We start from the raw sequence: 25,540 nt of genomic DNA, 5'->3' as shown, positions 1-25,540 counted from the left end.
ATGCCGATAGTTACGCCATTCGACACTGGAAGAAACCTGACCACACTTGCGGACATCCTTACGTCAGATGGCGGTATGTCGCTGTCGGTGGCGGGGAAGCCTGTCTCAATAAGATATCAAGCCGGAACGGTAATCAGCAGCTGGGAACAAATCAATGAAGCCCGCGATGTCTACATAACATTGAACAATTTGAACACCTCACCGACCGCCCGGAGCATCATAAGCAAGTCGGATATTGGTGGCTACCTTGTGAACATCATGGACGCCAAGCTTGGACCGCCATCCGGTGGGAGAGCGTTTTTTGGTGTCGGCATAGTGAATATTAATTTAAGCCAGTTAAACAATAAGTACAAAACAATCGACGGCCAATACGCAAACTTCACAATCCAGCATATTGTAAACCACGAGATCATGCATCCGGCGACCGGTTTGGATGATACTTTGGAGTTTCTTCAAATCGTTAATACAATAAATATGGAAACGCAAGCTGGGCCGCCGAGAGCAGACTACTTTGATGTGAAGTGCTTTCCAGCTCACACGCGCATTCAAGTCGGTGAGAATTCATTCAAACTAATTTCTGACATCAAAGTTGGCGATTTCGTGCTTGCTTTCGATCCGTCCCTTGAAAGCGGACGAGGGCGTCTCGTTTCGCGCCGCGTCACGCGACTTTTCCGAAATGTTACGAAAGAATGGATCAGACTGAAATGGGTGGACGACGGCCAGCCTCGCGAAGTCGTCGCGACGCCGGGACATCATTTTCTCGATGAACTCGGAAACTTCCCCTCATTGGCAGATATGATCGATGCCGGGGTGGCCACCATCGTGTTGGCATCTGGGAAAACGGCACAAGTCTCCGCAGAGAGAATTGTTTACTGCGCCGAAACAGCGCATCTTTTTGAGCGAGCAGTAGCTGGCGCCATGAGCGCGGGTGCCACGGCGCTTCAGCTCACCGAGTTGGATGCTTGGCAGACATATAATTTCGAGGTTGAAGACCTTCACACCTATGTGGCCGGCGGTGTGCGGGTTCACAATATTTCCTATGCATGGGCTCACGAAGAGATCGTGGGAAAGATTGCGGAGGTGAAAGCACTTATTGCTGGCGTTCCGGAAGACTATGCCAGGAGCCTCGGACGAGCCGCAAGGGGCGTCGACGTCGTTGGAGGGGGAAAGCTTGCCGGGTTCACGACCTCAGGCCGTGCTATTTCCCTTAACAAGAACGTTTATTCGAACTTTATTAATTCGCACGGAGGTGACTCCGCAAGTGGTTCTGCCCGGGTCGAAGCGGCAGCACGCGCGGCGGTCGCGGCTGGCGCGAGCCGCATGGATGCGATGGCCGCTGCTTATGGCGAAGCAAAGAACGCAGGCTTCGACATGAGCGATCCCGGTAAAGGTACATGGATCAGCCGGGTCATCGACAATCAGCGGACAGGCTCAAGCGGCAAGGGCGGCGGCGCGGAACGGGTGACGACGAATACGTCATCGACCTCTGTCAAAGGGACCACCACAACTCCTTCAAAAACCAGCGTCAAGACGTCCTCCCCGTCAACGATAACCAGCAGAAAGTCCAGCGCTGGTTCTTCAGGGAAAGGGGGCGGCCGCGATTCATCATCGTCGAGCCATAAAACCACGAGCTCGTCCTCAAGAAACAACTCAAGCAAGAACGGCTCCAGCCGGAGTGGTCGTTCCGGAAAGCCTGTGCTGCTCGATCTCGACGGCAATGGTATTTCCATTTCCGACAGGGCCGATTCCAATCTGTTCATCGATATCGGCGGCGACGGCTACAAGCATCGGACTTCATGGGTCGGCGCCGGCGATGGCGTTCTGATCATCGACGCCGACGGCGATGGCAAGATCTCCAGCCGGAAGGAGGTCGTTCTGACCGACTGGGACCCGTCCGCAGGTTCCGACATGCAGGCCCTGCGACAGGTTTTCGACACCAACGGCAACGGGCATCTTGATGCCGGCGACGCTCAATGGACGAGCTTCAAGGTCATGGTGACGAACGCCGACGGCACGATAACCGCGAAGACCCTGGCTCAACTTGGCATCCAGTCTATCAACCTCAACGTCGACGAAACCAGGATCGATTTCGATGGAGGTTCGTCGATCGACGGCCAGACAACGTTCACAAGAACGAACGGAACGACGGGCACGGCTGCGACCGCTACGCTTACCTTCGATGATGACGGCTTTGCGGTAACCGAGACGTCGTCGACAGATGGCTCGGGTAACGTTACCGTCGTAAGCAAGGCGTTCTCCAAGGACGGCACTCTTGTTTCCGAAACGAGCCGAACGGTCAGTGCCAATGGTCTGCTGGTGACGACCCGCTTTGACAACGATGGCGACGGGGTCGTTGATCGCGTGCTGGCGGATCAGACCGTCGTAAACGGCGACGGATCGCGCACGCGCACCGAGACAAATCGGAATGGCGGCGGCATCGTGCTTGACAGCAAGACGACTACAACAAGCGCTGACGGTAAGACGATCACCATCAACCGCGATGAACTCGGCGGCGGCTTTACCACCGAGCGCGAGACGCGGTCGACCGGCGTGGATGGTTCCTTGACGATCACCGTGCAGGAACTGGCACAGAACGGTTCGACCATCAGCGAGGTTTCCACGGTGGCTAGCGCGGATCGTCTCACGCGGACTGTCAGCCAGGACGCCGATGGAAACTCTTTTTTCGAACGCGTCGCCACGCACCAGACTATTCGCAACGGCGATGGTACGCGCGTCGAGCGTGACAGCGTGTCCGGGGGCAATGGAACCCTTCTATCGAAAACTGAAGCGACGATCGCAGCCGATAACCTTTCCCGGTCGGAGACGCTTGATGCCAACGGCGACGGCGTCAACGACTTCACAACAACGGCGGCGACGTCGAAGGATGCATCTAATACATCGACGACAGTCGAGACCAAGCTTTCCCGCAACGGATGGACATTCGGCAAAACGACGACGGCCGTCTCCTCCAACGGGTTGGTCAAAACGGTCGCATCGGATCTGGATGGGGACAATCTGACGGATCGAAACTCCAGCGACGTGACGACAATCGCCGGCGATCTGAGCAAGACGCGCACAATTATGGCCAAGAGCGGTTCCGGCGCTCTCCTGTCGAAGTCAGTTGAGCAACGGGCAGCCGACGGTCTCGTCGGGTCGATCACCATCGACGGCAATGGAGACGGCGCGACCGACCAGGTGGTTTCTGTCACCAGGGATGGCAGCGGAAACGTCACTGAGACGACGACTGCGACCACTGCCGACGGCTCCCTGATTGCACGCACCGTGAAGACGACGTCTGCCTCCGGCCTGAGCACCACCACGCGGTTCGACCACTACGGAAGAAATCTCTCTGACGAGGTGGTTTCGGACACGACCGTGCGCAATGGCGACGGGTCGTCAACGCAGACGGTGGAGCGTCGGAGCAACGACGGTTCGCTCATCGAGAAGGCCGTCGAAGGCCGCAGCGCGGAGGGCCTCACCGTTACCCGCTCCAGCGACGTCACAGGCGACGGCGTCTTCGATCAGATCAATAGCTCCGTTACCACGCTCAACGTTGGCGGCAGCCAGACGATCGTTTCAGAGGTCAAGAGCGGTGATGGTTCCCTGGTCCAAAAGGAAACGACGGCGATTAGCAGTGACCGCCGCCTGGTGCAGGTGACGCGAGACAGCGACGGCGATGGACAGACCGACTTCACCGAGACGACGACCATCGCGGCGGACGGGTCGAAAACAGTTGATGCCAGTGAGCTTTCCGACACCGGTGTTCTGCTTACCAAGACGGTGGTTACGACGAGCGCCAACGGCTTGAGCAAGCAGGAGGCAAAGGACCTCGACGGAAACGGTTCGACCGATGTTACGACCACTTCGGTCATGACGCTTCAGAACGACGGTGGCAATGTCAACGTCGTATCGGCTCTGTCTGGCAACGGAACGCTTTTGCGCCGAGCTACCACAACGACGTCCGGGAACGGCTTCTCGACGACGACGCAAACGGATCTCGACGGCAACGGGACCAGCGACGCGACTGTGAGTTCAGTTGCAGTCATCAACGACAACGGATCGAAGACCGTCACCGAGACCGCCAAGCAAGGCACGACCACAACCTCGATTTCGACGACAACCACCTCTGCAAGCGGCCTTTCTGTCAACGCCACCCTCGACGCCGACGGCAATGGGACCACGGATTCCTCGACAGCGAGTTCCAAGACCTACAACGCGGACGGTTCGACCGTGGAGGTCACGGAAAAGCGTGCGGGCAATTCTGCTTTGGTGAGCAAGGTCAGCAAGAGCACCAGTGCGAACGCCATGACCATCGCGACGACCTTCGATGAGAACGGGGACGGCACGACCGATCGCCGACTTGATGAGACGATTGCTGCGAACGGCGATCAGACATCCGTGGTTACCGAGCTCGGAGCAGCCGGTGCGACGCTCAGCAAGAGCACGGTCGTCAAGGCGAGAGGCGGACTCTCTGTCACGCAGAGTGTGGACCTGAATGGGGACTCGACGGTTGACCTCTCAAGGGCTTCAGCGGTGACGATTGCCAATGATGGCACGAAGACGACCATCCGTTCCGAATATACGGGAGCTTCGACGCTCACCGAACGGACCACGACCGTCGAAGCGGCGAATGGCCTCTCCAAGACGACAACCTTTGCCGATGGCAGTCTCAATACCCTGCGCTCGTTCGAGCAGACGAGAGCGATCGCTCAGAGCGGCAATACCGTCCTGACCGAAACCTATCGAAAAGCCGATGGCTCGGTGGAAAGCAGTACCGTGACGTCCACCAATGTCGCCGACCAGACGGTGACAGTGACGAAAGACCTGAACGGTGATGGAGCGAAAGACCAGACCATCGTCACCCAGGGCGCAAACGATGGCACTCGGGTTGAAACGCGTTCCGATTACAAGAGCGATGGCGAAACCGTGCTGCGCAGCAGGACGACGATCGTCAGCGCCGATGGACTGGTGACGACAACGTCTTTCGACACCGACGGCAGCGGCACTGCGGACAAGAAGATCACAGAGACTTCCACGCTGAATGCCGATGGAAGCACGTCTCGCAGCACTGAATATCGGGCAGTGGTGAACGGCGATTGGGCCGTCAAGGGCCGCGAAGTCCTTACTGTCAGCGGAAATGGTCTCGTCGAGACAGAGCAATGGGACGACACCGGGAACGGAACCTATACCGCAGGACGCAGCAAGACGACCGTACTTAATGCCGACGGGAGCAAGAGGACGACCGAGATCCAGACGAAAGGCTCGCAGGCAATCCGTGTGACGGAAACGACTACGAGTGCGAACGGTCTCGTCGTGACCACGAAGCTTGATCTCGACGGTAACAGTAGCTTCGACCACACGCAGACGGACACGACGACGCTCAACACGGACGGAAGCACAACCAGGGTTGTCGCTTCGAGCGGGCCGAGCAATGCTGTTTTGTCAACGGTGACGACCACGACCAGTGCTGACGGAAAGACGGTCACGACCCAGGACGTATCGGGCATCGCCGGCGTCGCAAATCGCACGACGACAACAGTCATGCGGCAGCTTGCCGACGGTGGGACGATCGAGACCGAAACAGTTCGGAATGCATCGAACGCCGTGATCGAAGCCACGACCACGACGGTTTCGGGCGACAAACGCACAGTGACGATTGATCGCGACTCCAATGGCGACGGCAGCATCGATCAACGCGAACAGACGGTGGCCACAAACGATGGCAGAACCATTCTGACGGTGACCAACTATTCCTCGGGATCGACAGTTGCAAGCCGCACGGTAAGCACAGAGGCGGCAGACCGACTTTCAAAGGTCATCAACGTCGATAAGAACGGGGACGGTACGTTCGATACTCGCCGGATGCAGAAGAACGCGTTCTTCGCGGACGGCGGGAAGGAGATCGTCACCACCGAAATCGATCTCCTGACTGGCAAAATCAGGTCCGCGACCAAGAACCGCACAAGCGCGGATGGCCTGTCGTTCGTCGAAGAAACGGATGTCGATGGTGATGGCGTCATCGATCAGGTTGTGCGCGAATCCACGCTGGCGTCTGGTACCAGAGTGACAACGGTCACAAACAATGCTGCGGCACGTAAGACGTCGCAGATGCGTTTCGGCGAAATCTATTGGAACGACGCCGTTCCGGCTGCGACGGAAACCACGACCAGCCCTGACGGAGTGATCAAAACCACCCGGATGGATATCGACGGCGACGGTCGGTACGAAGTGACCATGGTCGCCACCCGGCAGATCGACGGCAGCATCAGCACGACGATCACCGAAACGAATGCCAATGGCACCACCAAGGCGAAAGGTCTTTTCCAGACGAGCCACGACGGCGTCGTGACCCTTCTTAACAAGGACGCGGACAACAACGGCGTCTACGAGTATAGCGAAACCACGACGACGAAGCCGAGCGGCGCCGTGACGCAGGTCGCCGTCACCAAAAACAGCAGCGGCGTTGTCACTCAGACGCGCACCGTCGATGTCGATCCGATCGGCAATATCCTCAAGAGTACGACGGTGGATGGTGCCGGGAAGAAACTCCAGGAGCAGATAAAAGCTGCTGATGGAACCTCCACTCGGACGACCTACGTCGCCGCTAGCGGCGCGATTGTCTCGAAGGAGATCCTCGACGATTTCAATGTGATCCGGAGTGCGACGGTATATGATCCGACTAATGCAAATCCCTGGACTCGGGTGGAGCAGACCTACAATTCGTCAGGTGGAAAGACCCTCGAGGTGCAGTATCTGGACAGCGGAACGACGGTTAATGTTATCACCCAGTCGTTGGGCGTCACCACCGGAACGTTCACGTCACTGTCCTATGTCGCCAACCGGATAACCGGCGGCACGACCAACGACTATCTTTTGGGTACCGCCGCGGCAGAATCGATCACTGGCGGTGCCGGCAATGACGTGCTCGACGCGGGCGCGACGACTGCAGGCGCCTGGCAGTACCTGAACGGCGGTGCCGGCAACGACGTCTACATTTATCGGCAGGCCAACGGACAGGTCTTCATCAAGGCTGCCGCCGAAACGTCAACAGGTGGAACTGATAAGATCGTATTCAGCGATCTGAATCTGTCCGATCTGACAGTCGGCTACTACGACTATAACGGAACCAGCACGCCGGCAGAAGGCAATGCACTTCGCTTGACGTGGTCGAAGGGCGGGAAGTCAGGTGAACTCAGGCTTGCCAATATGGGTACGAACATCGAGAAATTTGAGTTCGCCGATGGCACTACCCTCAGCTTCATTGATGCGACAGTCGCGCAGTTATACGGGACCGCTGGCAATGACCGGATATATGGTACAGACGGCGCCGACACGGTCTTCGGACAGGGTGGCAATGATACGATCAACGGTGGCGCTGGCGTAGATTCCTTGATGGGAGGCGATGGAGATGATCGCATCGAGGCCGACCAGTATGATGAGTGGTATTCCGGCGACAACGGAACCGACACGCTCGTGTTCACCGGTGATGGTCGCCTCGACTATTCGCTGGCGCAGGGCGCCTTCGAAAATGTCGAAGGTGGCTTCGGGGACGACATCGTTTACGGTACCGACGGCGCGAACGTGATGAAACTTGGCGCGGGTGACGATTTCGCCCAAGGTTTCGGCGGCGACGACATCATAATCGGTGGCGACGGGGCCGACAGCCTTCAGGGCATGGACGGAAACGACCGCATCGAAATCGATCAGTACGACACGTGGTATTCAGGCGACAACGGGATTGACCTTCTCGTCTTCACGGGTCCCGGATCATTGACTTACGCGTTGGCGCAGGGCGCCTTCGAAAACGTCGAGGCGGGCGACGGTGACGATACCATCTGGGGGACCGAGGACGTGAACTCCATAAAACTGGGTGCTGGCAACGACCTGGCTCTCGGCTACGATGGCAATGACACGATCAATGGTGGGGACGGTAACGACTACATTGTCGGGGGTGCCGGTAACGACACCTTGACCGGTGGAGCGGGGGCCGACTGGTTCCTTTTGGAAAACACGACAGGCGTCGATACCATCACCGATTTCTCGCCGACATTGGGGGATATGATCCAGCTCGATTCGGCTAGCTTCGGGATTCCGGCGGGTTCGAACGTAGCGTCGTACCTGTCGTTTTCGGCAAGCGCGCCGAATGCCGCTCACGGCTACTTCATGGTTACATCAACGGGCATTTCGTGGGATCCGGATGGCAACGGTTCTGCGGCAGCCAAGCAGCTTGCGGCCTTCTCGTCGGCGGCTTCAGGGTTGAGCAGCAGCAACTTCACGTTCGGATGACTATGATGCGGGATCTCCGGTCGCGGCGTTTTCAGCGGCGTCCGACCGGATTTTGCCTCGCGCGGAGGTCTCAATCGGAGCATGCATGACGCAGTATCAAGAGCGGTCGCTTAGCGTGGATCTCTTGCGGGGTGGCTTCCGCCCTGCTCGCCCTTACCTTACGGCTCTCCGATGGAGGCCACAGGCGAGGGCGACGGAATAGGATTTTCGTGCCTGGGACTGCATGGCCGGCTACTGCCTAGTCAAGAGCCGTTGGAAACCCATCTAGTGTTTTCGAGGCAAGCGTCTGCTCTGTTGCAGTTGTGTTCATGTTCTGGGCGAAGAAGATCGCATAATGGATCGACTGGAAGTGGCCGTGTGCCGAAGAAGGGAAAAAACACCGGTCGCCAAACACATAGGTATTTCCGGCGAGCCGTCTCCGGTTCGATTCCTTTGAACTGCAGCCATTTGAAGATCGACGGTTCCCCCACCGAAGCGATACGTGATGAGTGGAGTGATAGCGAATGCTGCTGCTGAATTGGTTCAGAGACATTGTGCGGTGGCCACATACCCACATATGTGCTAATGTAGGTTTTCAGTTCAGGGAGTAGTTCGATGAGCCGATTGACGATCGACATAACGGACCAGCAACATCAGAGCCTGAAGGCGCTGGCAGCTTTGCAGGGCAAGACAATCAAACAGTATGCACTCGAGCGCCTATTTCCTGGCGACACAGATGGAGATCGGGCCTGGCAGGAGCTGAAAACGTTGATGAACACGCGCATCAAGGACGGGCTCGCGGGAAAACTATCGACCAAAACCGTAGGCGACATCCTCGATGAGGAGATTGCCGAGGATCGTGCTTGACAGCCTACATCCTTACGGCAGACGCGGAATCCGATCTACGTTCTGTAATTCGCTACACGCGGGCGCAATGGGGTACTGCTCAGGTGCGCCGCTACGTCTCAGCTTTGGAGCGAGGTATTGCAAATCTCGCTGAAGGCAAGGGTCCGTTCAAGGATATGAGCGCGCTTCATCCGGCATTACGAATGGCGCGGTGCGAACATCACTACGTCTTTTGTCTGCCTCGCGAGGGTGCGCCCGCTTTGATCGTAGCGATCTTTCATGAGCGGATGGATCTCATGAAGCGTTTGGCTGGTCGTCTGGACGAATGATCTTTGGACGAAGGTGAGATTGCGCAGTGCTGGCAGGTCTGCCGATAAAGCGGCACCCCTTCGCATCGCCAATTATTTTCGCGTCAAGAGCCCCAATTCTAACGACGCGCTCTGGTTTTGCTGCGGCTCCCACCGGTAGGCGGGTGGTTATGGTCGTCGATGGCTGACCGCAAGTTCAGTAAATTATTGTTATCGCGCACGATCAAAACAGCACGGTCGACGGTTCATATCCCATCAAGGCGTCCATGGCACAGCTGAAGGTAGATCTTCGATTCCATCAACGGCCGACCGCTAATAACTGGATCTGCAGTTCTAATCCCATTAACTGCAAAACCATTGCCATACCAAGCTTTCCATCAGAAACGTCAAACAAACCCGCGCGCTGAATGCTATCGCAGAAGCGGCAACAGCCGATCACCCTGACGCTTTATCTCCTTCAGATATGGGGTGTCGGATAGGATGAAATGGCTAATACCAAGATCCCGATATTTGCGCAGGGAGCCTGCCACGTCCTCTGCCGAACCGACGAGCCATGTCGTCCCAGCACCGCCGCCGCCGAACTTGCCTGGAGCGGTGTAAAGATTATCATCCAGCACATCGCCGCGCTTGTGCAGGTCCAGCAATCGCTTCTGGCCGACCGCGCCAGCTTTATGATCGCTCCAGTTACCGCTTCTGCCCTCGGCCATCGCAGCAACTCTTGCCTCCGCATCTGACCAAGCCTGCTCCCTGGTGTCGCGGACCAAAGTTGTTATCCTCAGCCCAAACTCCAAGGGCGCGAGGTCACGGTCCAGCTCCTTGCTGAGGGTCTTCAAACGCTCGATCCGCTCACCTACGCCATCGAGCGGCTCGCCCCAAAACAATTGGACGTCGGCTTCGGTTGCAGACACCCGTTCGGCAGCCTCGGAGGCGCCGCCGAAGTAGATTTTGGGGTGGCGGCGGTGGCCTCGCACATCGAGCCGCGGTTCAACGGTGGAACCGGCCACATGAAAATGCTCTCCATTGAACGTGACATTCTCTTCCGTCCACAGCCGGCGGATGAGCCGCATGAACTCTTTCGTACGGGCATAGCGCTGCGTCTGATCGCCTTCGTCGTCGCCATAGGCGGCAAGGTCATCCTGTCCGGAGACGACATTGACCCGAACACGACCCCCCGTCAGTTGATCGAGCGTCGCCGCAGCGGAAGCGAAATTCGCTGGGCGCCAGTATCCGGGGCGGACAGCAATCAGGGGCTCGAACGTGGTGGTGCGCGCGGCAAGTGCTGCTGCGATCGTAAAGGTGTCGGGGCGACCCCAGCCCGTCCCGATAAGCGCCCCTTTCCAGCCGTGATCCTCGAGTGCCCTCGCCTGGGCAGTTAATGTTTCAAGACTGTTGTGATTTTCGGCGGCGGCATCGCCCCTGTGCCCGGCCTTCACATCATTTGGAATGTACCACAGAAATTCGGAGCTATTGGTCATGGTGGAGCCTGGATCGTTCGGATTGGATCGTGGAAAATTGCATGGTGATCAGGCCGTAACACGGTTTCGCAACCTGCCTTCATCGAGCAGGATCCTAACGGTCCGCGCTGCATTGGTGCGCATTTCGACAGCCGCATGGTCAGAGTAAAAGGCGTTGTGAGGGCTAATGACAAGCCGTCCAGAAAGCCAGTCCTCACGGTTTCGCCATGCAACGAGCAGGGGATGCTGGCCGGGTGGTTCCTGTGCCAGCGTGTCGATCGCCGCAGCTGCAAGATGGCCACTGCGCAATGCTGCTTCCAGGGCGTCGAGATCCCCGAGCAGCTCTCCGCGAGCGGTGTTGACAAGGATTGCCCCTGGTTTCAGCTGGGCAAGGCCGTCAGCGTCCAGCATGCCCCGCGTATCAGCGGTTGCCGGACAATGAAGGGTGACGATATCCGACTTGGCGAGAATATCCGCTAGGGCCTCCACGCGCTCATAACCGACAGCCTTCTCATGGCCGGGCGGCTGACCGGGATCGTACCCTAGAATGCGGAAGCCAAAGGGCTTCAGACGGTTGACGACCGCCGTGCCGATCCGTCCCACGCCGATAACGCCAACGGTTGCGCGGTTCGACCGGGAAAGCGGTTTGAGGCTATGGACCTGCCAACCGGATGTATAGCCGCGAGCACGGGCATCATGTTCCCAGAGGCGGCGATGGAGCGAAAGGATCATTGCGATCGCGTGATCGGCAACTTCTTCGGTGCCGTAATCGGGATTGTTGGCAAACGGAATGCCGGCGTTTGCCAAGGCCGCAAGATCGATCTTCTCGTAGCCCACGCCATAACGCACTACGCCGCGGCAGCGATGAAGGTGGGAGATGCTGGGTGAACCAAGCCGTGCGCCCCAGACCATCAACGCGTCGAGTTTTGCCAGACGATCTGGGTCAAACAGCGTCTCGTCCGTGGTCGCGAAAAAATCGATCTCGACATCCTGGCCGAGCACCTCGGCCTCCAGATCTGGACTGCCGATCATATGATCGGTGATACCGACTACGTATTTTTTCTGTGTCATCATTGTTTGCCAATCACGCTATCGCGTCATGCCCCACTTCAGGATCGTTCGCCGTTCCAACTGCCGGAACAAGACATTCTCGACGAGGAGGCCGAGCAGGATGACCGTCATCAGGCCCGCGAACACCCGGTCGGTGTAGAGCTCGTTGCGGTTCTGGAAGATGTACCAGCCAAGCCCGCCGCGGCCTGAGGATGCGCCGAAGACAAGTTCCGCAGCAATCAATGTCCGCCACGCGAAGGCCCAGCCGATCTTGAGGCCGGCGATGATCGACGGGAGGGCAGCCGGCACAAGAATGAGGAAGACGTATCGCAACCCGCGCAGACCATAATTGCGGCCCGTCATGCGCAGGGTCTCCGGTACGCTGGTAAAGCCCGTATACATGTTCAGGGCAAGCGGCCAGAGCACCGAATGGATCAGCACGAAGATGAGACTTCCCTGGCCGAGCCCGAACCACAGGAGTCCGAGCGGCAAAAGTGCGATAGGCGGGAGAGGATTGATCATGGAAGTCAACGTCGACAGGAAATCGCGGCCGAGTTGGCTGGATACGGCAAGCGATGTCAGGACAAATGCCAGAACGACACCCGCGACATAGCCTTTGACCAGAATATCGATGGAGTTTGCCGCCCGGCCAGCTAAAACCCCATTGCCGATATCTTCGAAGAAGGCGTGAAGTGTGTCTGTGAACGACGGCAGGAGAAGGTCGTTTCCCTGAAGTCTTGCGACAATCTCCCACATAACAGCGAGAAAGATCAGGATAAGGGCCTTTCGCAGCCAGGCATATTGCCAGAGGCGCTGCGGCAGCGACACGCGCCGCTCGATGGAACTGCCAGTGATTGGTTCGGGTATTCGCTCGTATTCAGGTCGGATCGGAGGCGTCGGCCGTATTGCGCCAGGGCCAGCGGTAGCAGTGTCACTCATCATCGCTCTCCGTTGCACCGGGCGTTTCGTCGAACAGAAGACGATGAATGCGCGTCGCGGCGGACTGAAACTCAGAGCTTCCACCGCTCTGCAGGTTCCATTCGTGGCTGTTGATCTCAGCGCGCATGCGGCCCGGATGCGGAGACAGCAGCGCGATACGGTTGCCGACGACCAACGCCTCTTCGATGGAGTGGGTGACGAACAGCAGAGTGAAGCGCACCTCCTCCCACAGCGCCAGCAGTTCTTCCTGCATCTTGCGCCGGGTCAGCGCATCAAGCGCGGCAAAGGGCTCATCCATCAGCAGGACCCGTGGCTCCATTGCAAGCGCCCGCGCAATCGCGACCCGTTGCTTCATGCCGCCTGAGAGTGCACTCGGATAGGCTTCGGCAAAACGACCTAACCCGACCTTTTCCAAATAATAGTCCGCTCGTTCGAGAGCTTCTTTCCGGCCGAGGCGCCCGGAGACTCGAACAGGAAACGCCACGTTCTCGCGGACGGTCTTCCACGGCGGCAGCTGGTCGAATTCCTGAAAGACCACTACGCGGTCGGGTCCCGGCTCCCTGACAGGGCGCCCGTCCAACAGAATCTGTCCTTTGCTCGGCGCAATAAAACCGCCGACCGCCTTCAACAGGGTGGATTTGCCACAGCCGGAGGCGCCGAGCAGGACGAAGCGATCCGCTTCCCAGATGTCGAAGCTGACATTCTGCGTCGCGCGCACGATCCGCCCCGGCGCCACATATTCCAATGTAACGCCTTCGACCGCAAGAAGCGGCGTTTGCGCCGAATGACTTGTATTGCCCACGGATGCGGTTGATGTGCCGTCCATTCTATCTCGCAAATGCTCTGCGCGGCCTTCAAGGCCGCGCTATTGCAGGATCAGGTTTGCCCGATGAGTGGTCAGCTGCCGTTGTCGCCATGTGCTTCCGGGAAGAAGTAGTCCTTCCATGAGCTGGCTTCGTTCTTCAAGACGCCGATCTTGTATAGTTCCGAGGCATATATGAAGGTGTTTTTGGGCACGATCGAAAAGTCGTTTTCCGGGTCGTTGATGATATCGAGCACGAGTTTGGGCGAGAGCTTCGATTTTTGCTCGCGGATGAAAGTATCAGCGGCCTCAGCCTTATGTGTGCTTATCCAATCAGCGGCATCGCGAAGCGCTGCATAGAATGCAGCATAGGTTTTCGGATTCTTGTCATGGAAAGCGGTCGTGGCATAAAGGACGTTGAAGGTCGCCGGACCGCCAAGGATATCATAGGAACTGATGACCTTGTGAACTGCCTTGTTGCCCTGCAGCGCCTGATAGTAAAAAGGTGCCGAGGAGAAATGCGAGTTCACTTCCGTCCCGCCTGAAACCAGTGCCGCGGTCGCATCGGGATGGGGCAGGCTGACGGTGATATCGTCGAGTTTCTGAAAATTGTCCTTGCCGAAGACCTTGGCGGCTTCAATCTGCAGCGTTCGGGACTGGAATCCCACGCCGGCCGCAGGCACCGCGATCCGGTCGTTCGGCCCGAAGTCTTTCAGCGAATGGATATTTGGATTGGTCGTCAGCAGGTAGTTGGGCTGTGAGCCGAGGGCTGCGACCATCTTGACGTCCTGATGTCCCTTGGTGCGGTCCCAGGTGGTGAGCGCCGGCGGCACGCCGGCCGCGGCGATATCGAGGTTGTCGGATAGAAGCGCTTCGTTCATTGCCGTCGCGCCGGACACTGTCGTCCATTCGACGTCAATGTCGAGGCCGGCTTCCTTACCACGCTTTTCAATGAGCTTTTGATCGCGAATGACGTCGAGCGTCAGATAGGAAATGCCGAACTGCTGAGCGATGCGGATCTTTCCTTCGGCCGCAGCCTGCCCGGGCGCCAGCACCGCGATGAGACCGAGGGACGCCCCAACGGCGAACAACGAGTTACGCCAATTGAGATGGCGGCGGTTTTTTGGCAAATGACGCGGCGGCATGCGTGCTCCTGGAACAGGCGTTGAGATCTCGAAAGTCATGCATTCGCATGTCTCCTCATGCATCCCCTGAAAGAGGCGCGTGAGATCGCTAGAGGCTATTAATCTCGATAAAATCTATCAACACACTGAAATTTCATTTTCGGGGGCATGTTGAAATCAGAATCCTTCGAAAGCCCTTATTTTCGCAAATTCATCAGCACGCCTCGCCGTCTCTGCCGCTCGCAGTTTGTCGAAAGTCAGTTTGCAGGTGGCCTTCATGTAGCAACGTTTCACTCGGCGGCCGCACGATTGGCCACTGTCGTAGGAAAGAAGGCGCCGACCTCACCGACCGCTTCGTCGATGCGTTTGAGGAGTTGCTCTGATGATATGGCGTAGTCCGCGAAGTCTCGATCCGATGCATAGACCGCAGTGGGCAAGGTGTGGCTCATGAAGAAGCCGAATAGGGGACGAAGCTGGTGCTCCACCATCAGCGCGTGGCGATCACCACCGCCTGTGGCCGTGATGAGGATCGGCTTCGACCTCAGTTCATGAGGATCGATAAGATCGATCAAATGCTTGAAGAGGCCGGGATAGGAGCCCTTATAGGTCGGTGCACCGATGATCAGAATGTCGGCAGCGATGATCTCTTTGAGGACATGTTGAGCCCTGTCGTCGAGCTGTTTGCGCCAAAGCGCAGTACCAAGCGATGGTCCGATATCGACCATGTCGTAAGTGACGCTATCAAAGCCGTAGCGATCGCTTGCACGTCCGGCAACATGCTGCACGAGCGCTGTGGTTTTCGAGGGCCGGCTGAAGCTTCCGGATATTGCGACGATCCTTGGGGTTCCCATGTTCTTCCTTTCGGTCGGTTTGAAAGATAGCAGACAGCCTAAAGTGCAGCCCTGCCGGCAACGATCGGGTAGAACTCGGCTATATCTCTCGTGCCCGGCTGGCGGCCTTCCAGTGCAAGCCGCGCGGCAGCCTGTTGGAAAGCTGCGTTGATAGGAGCCGCTACCCCATGGATGCGGCCCAGCCTGACGATTTCGCCGTTGAGATAATCAACTTCGCTTGTGGTGCCACGGGTGAAACTTTGCCAGGTCGATTGCTGGCCGGGCTTTATGCCGCTCTCTGGTGCGACGCGCCAGGACGAGATGTCGATCGTCCATTCCGAAGGTGCGGCCGGATCATAGCCGGCAGCCAGGAGAACAGCGCGTGCCTCTTTCGCGAGGCTCGCTGCCGCTTTTGAACGAAGCTCGGGCTGACCGGCAAACAGCTCGACCGCATTGGTGACGTTGTGTTCAAGCTTGGCAGCCTTCCATCGACGGATGTCTGGACGCGCCTCGACAAGATAGCCGGCCTTCGCAAGATCCGCAACGATCGACAGGGCCGTATCGTCGAGACCTGCAGGGTAACATCCAAGGGCGACGATGCCGACATTCGGCTCGCCCCCGACGACGACCTCGCCGGTGACCGTGTAGCGCGCCGGAATGCGAATACTGGCCGCATAAACGCGATCAAAGCGCCGCAGAGCGATATCTTCCGCAGCCAGTCCATTTTGCAGCGTCACGAGCGGCAGTTCTGATGCGAAGCCTGATCCCTCGACATCCCGCCAGGCCCAGAACTCGGTCGTGGCTTCGACATCCTGCGCCTTGATCGCAAGGATGAGGATATCATCTCTTCGGAGCGCCGGCGGTGCGGCCGTATCGGCGGTGTTCAGCCGGACGATCCTGTCTTCCGCCGGCCGGCGATAGCAAAGGCCGTGCCTGGCAATATGTGCGATCTGCGCGCCGCGCCCCACCAGGACATAGGAGATCCCGTGGGTTTCGAACTCGGCCGCAAGGCTCGCGCCGACGGCCCCGGCACCAATGATGATGTAGCGTGTCATGATCAGGCCGTTTTCAATACGGTGACATTGAGGGCAGGAGTCGACGGCGCGTCCTTGTCGCTCTTCCAGCGTTCGAACGCTGCCCGCCCGAGAATGGAGATGGACGTGTCCTCCTGCGGGGCATGGACGAGCACCGACTGAATGTCGCGGAAGTGGCGCTCCAGCCCCAGCTCGTTTCCGAGACCGGGATTGCCGATCCCGCGAACGGCAACCTGAACCGCGTCGCGCAGCTGCCTGCCTGCCATCAACCGGGCCCTTATGTGTTTTTCAGCATCGGCATGCTTGTCCTTTAGCGCATCGAAGATGATCTGCCGGGCACCGGACACGAGCAGATCGATCTCGCCGGAGAGCGTCACGAAGCGTTCCGTGCGTGCGATCGGATGACCAAGGTTGGTCGGTACCCGCTCGTGGGCAAAGCGGCTGAATGCTTCCTGAGCGGCTTCGGCCACCCCGAGATAAAGCGCGGTCAGCGCCAGCGTGATTGCCGCATGGGCGCGATTATCCTGCTGCGCAACCGAGGGATCGACGAGGTCGATCACGTTCTCGAGCGGGATCTCGACATCGGAATATTCGACGTCGTGAGAGCCGGAGGCGCGCATGCCAAGGCTGTTCCAGTTCTCGATGACGCGGATGCCCGGGAGCTTGTTCGGCACGACAAATGTTCCAACGCGAGCCGGCGCCTCATCGGTGTGCGCCCAGACCAGAAAATGCGTCAGACCGTGGGCGCCGGTGACGAACCGCTTGCGGCCGGTGATCGACCAGCCGGATGCGGTGCGGCGCGCGAGCGTCGCCGGCAGGCCGCCGCGGGCGGGCGAGCCGAGTTCGGGCTCGACGCGCGCGGCGTTGATGAGTAGCGGATGCTCTTTGGCCTGCGCAAGGAGGCGCCTGTAGAGATCCTCCGGCCAATGGCTTTTCGTTGCCTGCCCGAGGTGGTTGAAGATCGTCATCGCGGCGATGAGCGCGACCGAAGGATCACCCCGGCCGAGCGCCGCAAGGATCGTCGCGACCTCGTGAAGGGTTGCGCCGGCGCCTCCATATCTCGCTGCGACGGTGCTTTCGAGCAGGCCGCTTTCATGAACTGTACGGATGCCTGCCCATGGAAAGTCCCCCGTTCGGTCCGCCTCGGGGGCCGCTTCCGCAAGAGCACGCGTCGTTGCTCTCAGCAGGATTGGATCGAAAGGCGTGTCATGGGCCACCATCAGGCCGCGGCCTTCTTCTTTGCCTCTTCCCGCTCACGTATCCCCTCACGCACCAGCGGCAGGATGTAGCGGCCGTAGTCGACGGCATCGTTGAAGTTGTCATAGCCGCGGACAGAGATCAGGTCGGCGCCGAGATCGATATAATCGAGGATCGAATCGGCAATCGTGCGCGGCGATCCGACGAGTGCGGTGGTTGCGCCGGAGGCATTGGTCGCCGTGACCGTCGGATACCACAGAGCGCGATCATGGACGTCGCCGCGTGCGGCAATGTCGAGAAGCCGTTGCGATCCGACATTGGCGGGACGCGGGGCGCTCGGCGGCGCGCGATGAAGGCCTTTTTCCCGGTTCTCCTTGAGGCGGTCGAGGACCCGGTGAGCCTTTTCCCAGGCCAGTTCGTCGGTTTCCGCAACGATCGGACGGAACGTCACCCAGATCCGCGGCCGGTCGGTTCTGCCGGCTCTCGCTGCCTCGGCGTAGATGCGTTCGATCTGCTGCTTGGTTTCCGCCAGCGGCTCGCCCCACAGGCCAAAAATATCGCCGAGCGAGCCGCCGATCCGGTAGGCGGCGTCCGACGACCCACCGACCGAAATGGGGATGGTCCCGTTCGTCGGACGAACGGCGCTGCGGAACTGCTTGAACTGGTAGTACCTGCCGTCGAAATCGAAGGGCTCGGTTGAGCTCCATGCAAGCCGCAGGATACGGATATATTCCTCCTGCCGCTCGTAGCGCTGCTCCTTGTTAAGGAAGTCGCCCTCGCGCGCCTGCTCGTCATCGCTGCCGCCGGCGATGAAGTGGACGACAACGCGTCCGCCGCTCAACTGGTCAAGCGTGGCAAGCGACTTGGCGGCGACTGTCGGGTAGATGGTATTGGGCCGCAGCGCGACGATGATCTTGATGTGTTTCGTGTGCGCCAGAATGGTGGCGCCAAGGGTAAAGGGGTCAAAGGAGGAGGAGGAGTAGGGAATCAGAGTGTAGTTGAAGCCGTAGTCGTCGAGGGCGCGCGCGTAGCGCTCGAGATAGTGGACATCGACCGGAGCGTCCGGGATGGGATCGAGGTCGTTCGAGGCGTTGGGAAAGGTGACGCTGATGAATTCCGCGGACATGGGAGCTCCTCTGATTATCGATGGTGGTCGAAATTAGGCCGCAGATAAAGGCCAAGGAAGACAGGTCTTTCTATTTCTATTCAAACTATAGAAAATATCCCTAATTGGCGGCTGCTGGCGTTAAATCCGGCGGAGGTTCTACCAATTAGGCGACCAGCCGAGGCTCGGGGCGACGGTGCCGGCAAGGTCGGTCAGCAGCTGGATATTCTCGGCGAGGCCGAAGGCCGGCGGCAGGAAGAGAACGATCTCATCAGCCGCAGCGAGCCCGGGATCGCTGAGCACTGCTTCGATCACCTGGTCCGCTGTGCCGTGGAAGACCGGCGAAATCTGGCTTCCCGGCGGCTGGTTGGCTCGCGAACTCGGTTCAAGAGCACCTTTCGGCCGCGATGCGGCAATGCCCTGGGTACGACGCTCGAGATCATAGGCCGCATATTTCTCTCGAAGCTCGGGCGTCGTGCCGACGAGGACCGAGGCGGCCACGGCCACAGCTGGCGGCTCGCTTGTCCGCTGCTTTCGCCAGGTGTCCCGGAAAGCCTCGATGCAACGGGCCTGATAGCTTCCGAAGCTCTCACCCTCGGCGTGGTCGTGCTGTACGGTTCCGGCGATCAGTCCGATGCCGAGTTCGGCAGCCTGGATCGCTGATCCCAGGCTCGCGGAACCTTGGCGGATGCGCGAGCGCAGAGTCGGACTATGCGGCGTCACCCTCAGTTGAGTGCCTTCGGCGGCACCCTGGCCGGGTTCTGCGATGGTGTGCAGAACCTCGCCGGAGATCGCGGACAGAAAACGCGCCTGACGCCGCTTGGCTTCCGACCGGGCATCGGTTTCCACCGCGCCGAAGACGGCGTCGAAGGCTGCGTTGGCGCCGGTCGAGATCGCCAGTTCCAATCTGCCACCGATCAGGAGGTCGGTCGTTGCTGCGGCTTCCGCCAGCAGGATGGGATCCTGATAGCGCATCGGAATGACGGCCGAGCCCAGCACAATATGGCTGGTATGCTGGCCGACCGCAGCAAAGAAGGGCAGCGGCGAGGATAGATAGTGGTCGAAATGCCGCTGATAGGCCCAGCCTGACTGATAGCCCAGACGTTCGGCCGCCTTGAAAAGCTCGATGCCCTCCCGCAAGCCGTGGGCGGGACCGGTTTCATCGTTGAACGAGACGCGGGTGTTGAAGCCGAGCCGCTTCTTCGGACGGAATGACGTAGACGGCGCCGGGGCGGGGGCGATGACGGTCATGCGATCTTTTCCTCATTGAAGATCTGCCGGTGCTGCAGTGGCTGGGTGCGCGCAAAACGCGCCGCACCTGACGGGATCGATTCGAGCAGCGAGCGGGTATAGGGCTGGCGGGGCGTGTCGAAGATCTCTCCGACGGTGCCATGTTCGACGATGCGTCCGCGCTGCATGACCGAGACCGTGTGGGCAAGCTGGCGTACAAGCGCAAGATCGTGCGACACGAAGATGTAGGTGAGGCCGAGCTTGACCTGCAACGACAGCAGCACTTCGACGATGTCGGCCTGGACGCTCACGTCGAGCGCCGAAGTAGGCTCGTCAAGCACGATTACGTCAGGTTTCAGGACAAGCGACCGGGCAATGGCAACGCGCTGGCGTTGGCCGCCCGACAAGGCAGCGGGCTTGCGCAACAAGAGATGCTCGCCCAGCCCGACATTTGCTAACGCGTTGCGCACCGCAAGCGCCCGCTCCTGATGTGTCCCGATCTTGAAGCGGTCCAGGGGCTCGCGCACGATTTTCTCGACTATCCAGGTCGGGTCGAGGGACGTGAACGGGTTCTGATAGACAAGCTGCAGGTGCCGCCAGACAGAGCGAAGCTGCTCGGGGGATCGACCGTTCACCTGTTCGCCGCCAACCGCGATCTTTCCGGTATCGGGTTGCTCCAGCCCGAGCAGAAGCCGGATCGCTGTCGTCTTCCCGGATCCGGATTCGCCAACCAGCGCATGCGTCGTTCCCGCCTGAACCTCGAACGAGACGTCGTTGACGGCGGTCAGAACCTTGCCGTCGACGGTGAAGCTCTTCGTTACGCCGCTGACCTCGATCTTCGCTGTCTTTTCGCGCCTGGCGCTGAGGTGCCGGAAACCAGGCTCTCGCAACGGCCTGTACCGGTCCGGATTGAGCGCCGGCACATCGCCATGGAGCTTTCTGGCGTAGGATGAGGAGGGGGCGGAGAATACTGTCGCGGTGCCGCCGGCTTCCTGGATGGCGCCGTCCTTGAGGACCACAATGGATTCCGCGCGCTCGGCTGCGATCGCCAGGTCATGGGTAATCAGGAGAAGGCTGATCTGCAGCTCCTCCTGCAGTTTCGACAACAGGTCGAGAATACGCTTCTGGATCGTCACATCGAGTGCGGAGGTCGGCTCGTCTGCGACCAGCAGCGCGGGCCGCGGCAGAACGGCGAGACCGATCAGCACGCGCTGGAGCATGCCGCCGGAAAGCTGATGAGGGTAGGAGTCATAGACACGCTGCGGATTGTCGAGCCCGACCTGCGCGAATGTATCCAGAACGAGTGCCTTGCGAAGCGCCTTGTCCGTTTCGTCCAGCAGTGCGGCTGCCTCCATTGCCTGCGCGCCGATCGTGCGGACCGGGTTCAGCGAATTGCCCGGATCCTGCGGCACGAAGCCGATCCTGCGTCCTCTCAAGGGGCGGAAGCGGCGTTCCGGAAGCCCCAGAAGCTCCTGGCCATCGAATTCGACGCGGCCGGTGGCGTGTCCCGTTGCGGGAAGCAGCCGCAGGACGGCGCGGGCGATGGTCGATTTGCCCGATCCGGATTCGCCGATCAGCGCGAGACTTCTGCCGCGTCCAAGCTCGAAGCCGACATTGCTCACGACCCTGTGGGTGCCGTAGGCGACCGACAATCCATCGGCCCGCAGCAGCGGGGGCGACGGAGGGTTTGAAAGCGTGGTCAGTCTGTCTTGCGGAGCCATCGGCTGATCCTGTTTACAGAGAGGACGGTTGCGATCGTGACGAGGGCCGGGGCGTAAACCAGCCAGGGCCATTTCAGGTAATCCTTGCCGATCGAGATCAGCAGGCCCCAATCGGAAGCAGGTGGCGGATCGCCATAGCCAAGGAAGGCAAGGCTGGCGATCACCAGGATGGAATCGCCGAATTGCAGGACTGCAAGCGGCAGCACCGACCGCGATGCGTTCGGGAGCACGTGGCGCCACAGAATGTGCCAGCGCGACCCGCCGAGAAGAAAGGACGATTCGACGAAGGTTGCCTGCCTCGTCTTGATCACTTCCGAGCGCATCACCCGGGCAAAAAGGGCAACGGCCGAGACGCCCGTCGCGATTGCCGCGTTCGTCGTGTCGAAACCGATCGCGGTGACGACGATCACTGCCAGCAGGAATTTGGGGATGGCCAACAAAACATCGACGAGGCGGGCAAAGACCGTGTCCACCCAGCCGCCGAAGAAGCCGGCAAGGAGCCCGATAATTCCGCCGGCGACAACGCCGATCACGACCGCGATCAGCGCGCTGGTTACCGATGAGGCTGTGCCATAGACGACTCGGGTATAAAGGTCGCGGCCGAGGTGATCGGTGCCGAACCAGTGCGCCGCACTTGGGCCGAGCAGCTTCTGGGCGGGAGTGCCGTTCACCGGATCGTAGCCGGTGAACAGGCCAGGCGCCAAGGACCAGGCGATCGCCAGAGCGACGATCAGGAACGAGAGGATAACGACGGCTGGAACACGCAGGCCCGTCAGACGGCCGATCAGCGTCGTACGTGGCGTGGAAGAAATGGCGGCGAGCGTCATGGGGTCACCGCCTTGGAGATCGGGAGGGAGCTGTCGTCAGCGGTTGTCGGGCGACGCTGCTGCGTGCCGAGAAGTTTTACGCGTGGATCGAGCAGCGGGTAGGTGAGGTCGGCGATCAGGTTGACGACCACAAAGACCACGGCCGCGAGCGAAACGACCGCTTGCAGAACCGGCAGGTCCTGCGTGCTGACCGACCGCTGGACCAGGCTGCCGAGCCCGTTTCGCCCGAACACCGTCTCGGTGATCAGCGACCCGCCGAGCAATTCGCCGATCGTCAGTGCGACGACGGTGATGACGGGCAACGAGGACGGCTTCAGGAGGTGCATGACGAAGAGCCGCATCTGACCAAGCCCTCGTCCGCGCGCGACCGCGGCGTAATCCTGGCCGGACTCATGGTCGAGATTGGCAATCAGGACTTCGGCAATCTGCGCCGAGATCGGGATGCCGAGGGCGATCGCTGCGAAAAGCGTTGCCCAGAAGCTGTCGGGCTCGATGACGCGAAAGACGCCGAGCTGGAAACCGAAGAGGTGGATCAGCACCAGGCCGATCACGAAGTTCGGCACTGACAGGAACAACGAGGGGAAACCGCGGAGCAGTCCCTGGCCGTACCGCCGCGGCAGAAATTGCGTGCCGTAGGCGATGATTGCCGCGAGCAAAAGCGCAACCGCAAGGCCCGCCGAGGCAAGCACCAGCGTCGACGGCAGAACCTCGCCGATCAGCGTCGCCACCGGCCGGTTGGTCCGCATCGACAGACCGAGATCGCCGGTCACGAAACCGGAAAAGGCGTTCCAAAGCTGCACGGGGATCGGTTTGTCCAGCCCTTGTGCCGCGATGATCTCCTTGATCTCATCCGGGGTGAAGCCATTCTGCGGGTTGTTCAGGACATTGGTGATCGGATCGCCGGGCAGGATGCTGACGACAACAAAGGTGAAGACATAAGACAGCAGGATCACGACGATTGCCTGCAGGAGTCGTTTTCCGGCATAGTTGAAATAGGCTTTGCTCATGCCATCACCTCTGTATCTGTTGAGTGGCCGGGCTATTCGCTCTTCGTCGCGGTGTAGTAGCTGGCGTAGGCGACGCCGTTATAGACCTCGCCCTTGAGCTTCGGCGACTGCACGTAGATGCGCTGGACGATCTGCGTTCGCGGAATGAAATAGCCCTGGTCGAGGACGTATCTCTGTAGTTCGTCGAGAAGCGGCTTGCGGGCTTCGATGGTGCCGGCGCCGGCGATCTTGTCTCGCAAGTCGTTGAGGGTCTTGTCGCTCTCGTCGAGGGCAAACCAGTTCTCGCCATTGTTGGCATTGGTCAGGATGCTGGCGACGGTGCCGGCGTCGATGAAGGAGCGCGTCACCTCATAGGCCGGTACGCCCGCGCCACCGTACTTAACCTTCTGGCCATAGGTGACGACGTCATAGGCACGAATATCGACCTTCCAGCCGATCTTGCCGAGCTGCTGCGCAATCAATTCGTCGATCGATTTCGATGTCGCGAGGTAGGGGTTCGAGTTCAGCGTCAGCGACAGCGGCTTGCCATCCTTGACGCGGACGCCGCCCATTCCCTTCTTCCACCCTGCCTCGTCGAGTAGCTTTTCTGCCTTTTCAGGATTGTAGGCCAGCAGCGCGCTCTGGTCAGTCGCACCCGGAACGTTGCTCTGGATGAACGACGTCGCAAGCTTCCAGTCGGGCGTATAGACGGTGTCGATGATTTCCTGGCGATTGATGCTGGCCTGAAGCGCCTGGCGAACCTTCACGTCGTCATAGGGGGCAAGCTTGGTGTTGATCGCCCAGCCGTTGACGAAGCCGAGATAGCGGGGCGTGGCGACCGTCAGGCCTTCCGACTTCAGGGACTCGAGCTCCTGAGGAGATGCATTATAGGCAACGTCGGCTTGGCCGGACTGCACTGCCGCAACCCGCAGCGACGGTTCCGACACGAGCTTGTAGGTGATCGTATCGAGATGGGCGGGACCGGTCTGGCCGACCGCTGCCGGGCCCCAGTTGTAATCCTTGCGCTTGGCAAGCTTGACGTAGTCGCCTTCCTTCCAGGACTCGACGACATAAGGGCCGCTGCCGGAGGTCTTGCTCAGGTCCGCCTGGGCGCTCGCCGGCGAGGCGATGGTCTTCGGCGAAATGAGGATGGAGCCGTGGTAGCCAAGTGTCGGAATGAAGCCCAGCGTCGGTTTCTTGAAGAAGACCTTGACGGTTGTCGCATCGACTGCCTCGGCGTGATCATAGGTCTTGGGGAAGAGGCCGATCGGATTGATGCCCTCGCTCTTGCGCCCGCCATACCAGATGTCGAGATTGGCGACGACGGCCGCCGCATCGAGCGGGCTGCCGTCGGAGAAGGTCACGCCACTCTTGAGATGCAGAGTGAATTCAGTCGCATTGTCGTTCTGCTCCCAGCGCTCGGCGATCCACGGGCTGACCTTGCCGTCGGCATCGACATAGAGAAGCTTGTCGGTCACATGCCCCCATATATGGCCCTGAAAGCTGGAGATCGCGATGTTGTTGGGGATCCAGGTGTCCCCGAGCGAGTCAATCAGGAAGACGACGTCTCCTCCATCTTGCGCTCCGTCCTCAGCCAGGGCCGGGGTTGCATTCGCTGTTGCGACCAAAGCGGCAAATGCCAGTGCAGAGGTGGCGCTCAGCAGACGACGCCGGGAAAGAAGAGAGTGGAAAGAGCAGTCGTTCATATGGCGGTCCTGTTTGTTGCCGGGCTGATCGTGAACAGGAGCCTACGTGACCGGATCAACTGCGAGAAAGACTGGTTGTTCTTTTTCTACCAAATATGTAGATTATTTTATCAGCG

At 59.6% G+C, this 25,540-nt stretch carries 17 protein-coding genes; 3 read left to right on the top strand and 14 right to left on the bottom strand.

Annotated features, from left to right (window positions below):
• The 3 genes from NXC14_RS31835 (at nucleotide 1) to NXC14_RS31825 (ending at nucleotide 9,440) form a co-directional block, all read left to right on the top strand.
• Nucleotides 1–8,286, top strand: coding sequence for a hypothetical protein (locus NXC14_RS31835; protein ID WP_085781952.1), 8,286 nt, complete (start codon nucleotides 1–3; stop codon nucleotides 8,284–8,286).
• A gap of 594 nt (nucleotides 8,287–8,880) precedes the next feature.
• Entirely contained in the window at nucleotides 8,881–9,132 is a 252-nt protein-coding gene (locus NXC14_RS31830) for an antitoxin (protein WP_004669942.1), read from the top strand.
• Entirely contained in the window at nucleotides 9,129–9,440 is a 312-nt protein-coding gene (locus tag NXC14_RS31825; RefSeq protein ID WP_012490253.1) for a type II toxin-antitoxin system RelE/ParE family toxin, read from the top strand. Before NXC14_RS31830 ends, NXC14_RS31825 begins: the two co-directional genes overlap by 4 nt.
• A 389-nt stretch (nucleotides 9,441–9,829) precedes the next feature.
• On the opposite strand, the gene NXC14_RS31820 is transcribed toward NXC14_RS31825, so the two are convergent.
• The 14 genes from NXC14_RS31820 to NXC14_RS31755 form a co-directional block, all read right to left on the bottom strand.
• Entirely contained in the window at nucleotides 9,830–10,894 is a 1,065-nt protein-coding gene (locus NXC14_RS31820; protein WP_085781951.1) for an LLM class flavin-dependent oxidoreductase, read from the bottom strand.
• 48 nt (nucleotides 10,895–10,942) lie between these two features.
• Nucleotides 10,943–11,947 (bottom strand): C-terminal binding protein, encoded by a 1,005-nt coding sequence (locus tag NXC14_RS31815; protein WP_085781950.1) that lies wholly within the window; start codon nucleotides 11,945–11,947, stop codon nucleotides 10,943–10,945.
• 15 nt (nucleotides 11,948–11,962) lie between these two features.
• Nucleotides 11,963–12,862 carry an ABC transporter permease gene (locus NXC14_RS31810; RefSeq protein WP_085781949.1) on the bottom strand — a complete coding sequence of 300 codons (900 nt, stop codon included), beginning with the start codon at nucleotides 12,860–12,862 and terminating at the stop codon, nucleotides 11,963–11,965.
• Nucleotides 12,855–13,688 carry an ABC transporter ATP-binding protein gene (locus NXC14_RS31805; RefSeq protein ID WP_085781948.1) on the bottom strand — a complete coding sequence of 278 codons (834 nt, stop codon included), beginning with the start codon at nucleotides 13,686–13,688 and terminating at the stop codon, nucleotides 12,855–12,857. The genes NXC14_RS31810 and NXC14_RS31805 overlap by 8 nt, the downstream gene beginning before the upstream one ends.
• 71 nt (nucleotides 13,689–13,759) lie before the next feature.
• The gene (locus tag NXC14_RS31800; RefSeq protein ID WP_085781947.1) at nucleotides 13,760–14,809 is read right to left on the bottom strand and encodes an ABC transporter substrate-binding protein; all 1,050 of its coding nucleotides are present in this window, start codon (nucleotides 14,807–14,809) and stop codon (nucleotides 13,760–13,762) included.
• Nucleotides 14,810–15,078: 269 nt separating this feature from the next.
• The gene (gene msuE / locus NXC14_RS31795; RefSeq protein WP_085781946.1) at nucleotides 15,079–15,639 is read right to left on the bottom strand and encodes an FMN reductase; all 561 of its coding nucleotides are present in this window, start codon (nucleotides 15,637–15,639) and stop codon (nucleotides 15,079–15,081) included.
• Between the two features lie 38 nt (nucleotides 15,640–15,677).
• Entirely contained in the window at nucleotides 15,678–16,673 is a 996-nt protein-coding gene (locus NXC14_RS31790; RefSeq protein ID WP_085781945.1) for a 2-dehydropantoate 2-reductase N-terminal domain-containing protein, read from the bottom strand.
• 2 nt (nucleotides 16,674–16,675) lie between these two features.
• Nucleotides 16,676–17,872 (bottom strand): acyl-CoA dehydrogenase family protein, encoded by a 1,197-nt coding sequence (locus NXC14_RS31785; protein WP_085781944.1) that lies wholly within the window; start codon nucleotides 17,870–17,872, stop codon nucleotides 16,676–16,678.
• Nucleotides 17,872–18,975 carry an LLM class flavin-dependent oxidoreductase gene (locus NXC14_RS31780; RefSeq protein ID WP_085781943.1) on the bottom strand — a complete coding sequence of 368 codons (1,104 nt, stop codon included), beginning with the start codon at nucleotides 18,973–18,975 and terminating at the stop codon, nucleotides 17,872–17,874. Before NXC14_RS31780 ends, NXC14_RS31785 begins: the two co-directional genes overlap by 1 nt.
• A 138-nt stretch (nucleotides 18,976–19,113) precedes the next feature.
• A complete protein-coding gene (locus tag NXC14_RS31775; RefSeq protein ID WP_085781942.1) occupies nucleotides 19,114–20,205 on the bottom strand; it encodes an LLM class flavin-dependent oxidoreductase in 1,092 nt (363 codons plus the stop codon).
• Nucleotides 20,202–21,905 (bottom strand): ABC transporter ATP-binding protein, encoded by a 1,704-nt coding sequence (locus tag NXC14_RS31770; protein ID WP_085781941.1) that lies wholly within the window; start codon nucleotides 21,903–21,905, stop codon nucleotides 20,202–20,204. The genes NXC14_RS31775 and NXC14_RS31770 overlap by 4 nt, the downstream gene beginning before the upstream one ends.
• Nucleotides 21,884–22,732, bottom strand: a complete 849-nt coding sequence (locus NXC14_RS31765; RefSeq protein ID WP_085781940.1) for an ABC transporter permease — start codon at nucleotides 22,730–22,732, stop codon at nucleotides 21,884–21,886. Before NXC14_RS31765 ends, NXC14_RS31770 begins: the two co-directional genes overlap by 22 nt.
• Nucleotides 22,729–23,739, bottom strand: a complete 1,011-nt coding sequence (locus tag NXC14_RS31760) for an ABC transporter permease (protein ID WP_085781939.1) — start codon at nucleotides 23,737–23,739, stop codon at nucleotides 22,729–22,731. Before NXC14_RS31760 ends, NXC14_RS31765 begins: the two co-directional genes overlap by 4 nt.
• A gap of 32 nt (nucleotides 23,740–23,771) precedes the next feature.
• Nucleotides 23,772–25,424, bottom strand: coding sequence for an ABC transporter substrate-binding protein (locus tag NXC14_RS31755; RefSeq protein ID WP_085781938.1), 1,653 nt, complete (start codon nucleotides 25,422–25,424; stop codon nucleotides 23,772–23,774).
• Nucleotides 25,425–25,540 lie beyond the last annotated feature (116 nt).

This window comes from Rhizobium sp. NXC14, assembly GCF_002117485.1.
GTDB lineage: Bacteria > Pseudomonadota > Alphaproteobacteria > Rhizobiales > Rhizobiaceae > Rhizobium.
The sequence above is the reverse complement of the archived record's forward strand: the minus strand, read 5'-3'. Positions and strand labels throughout refer to the sequence as shown.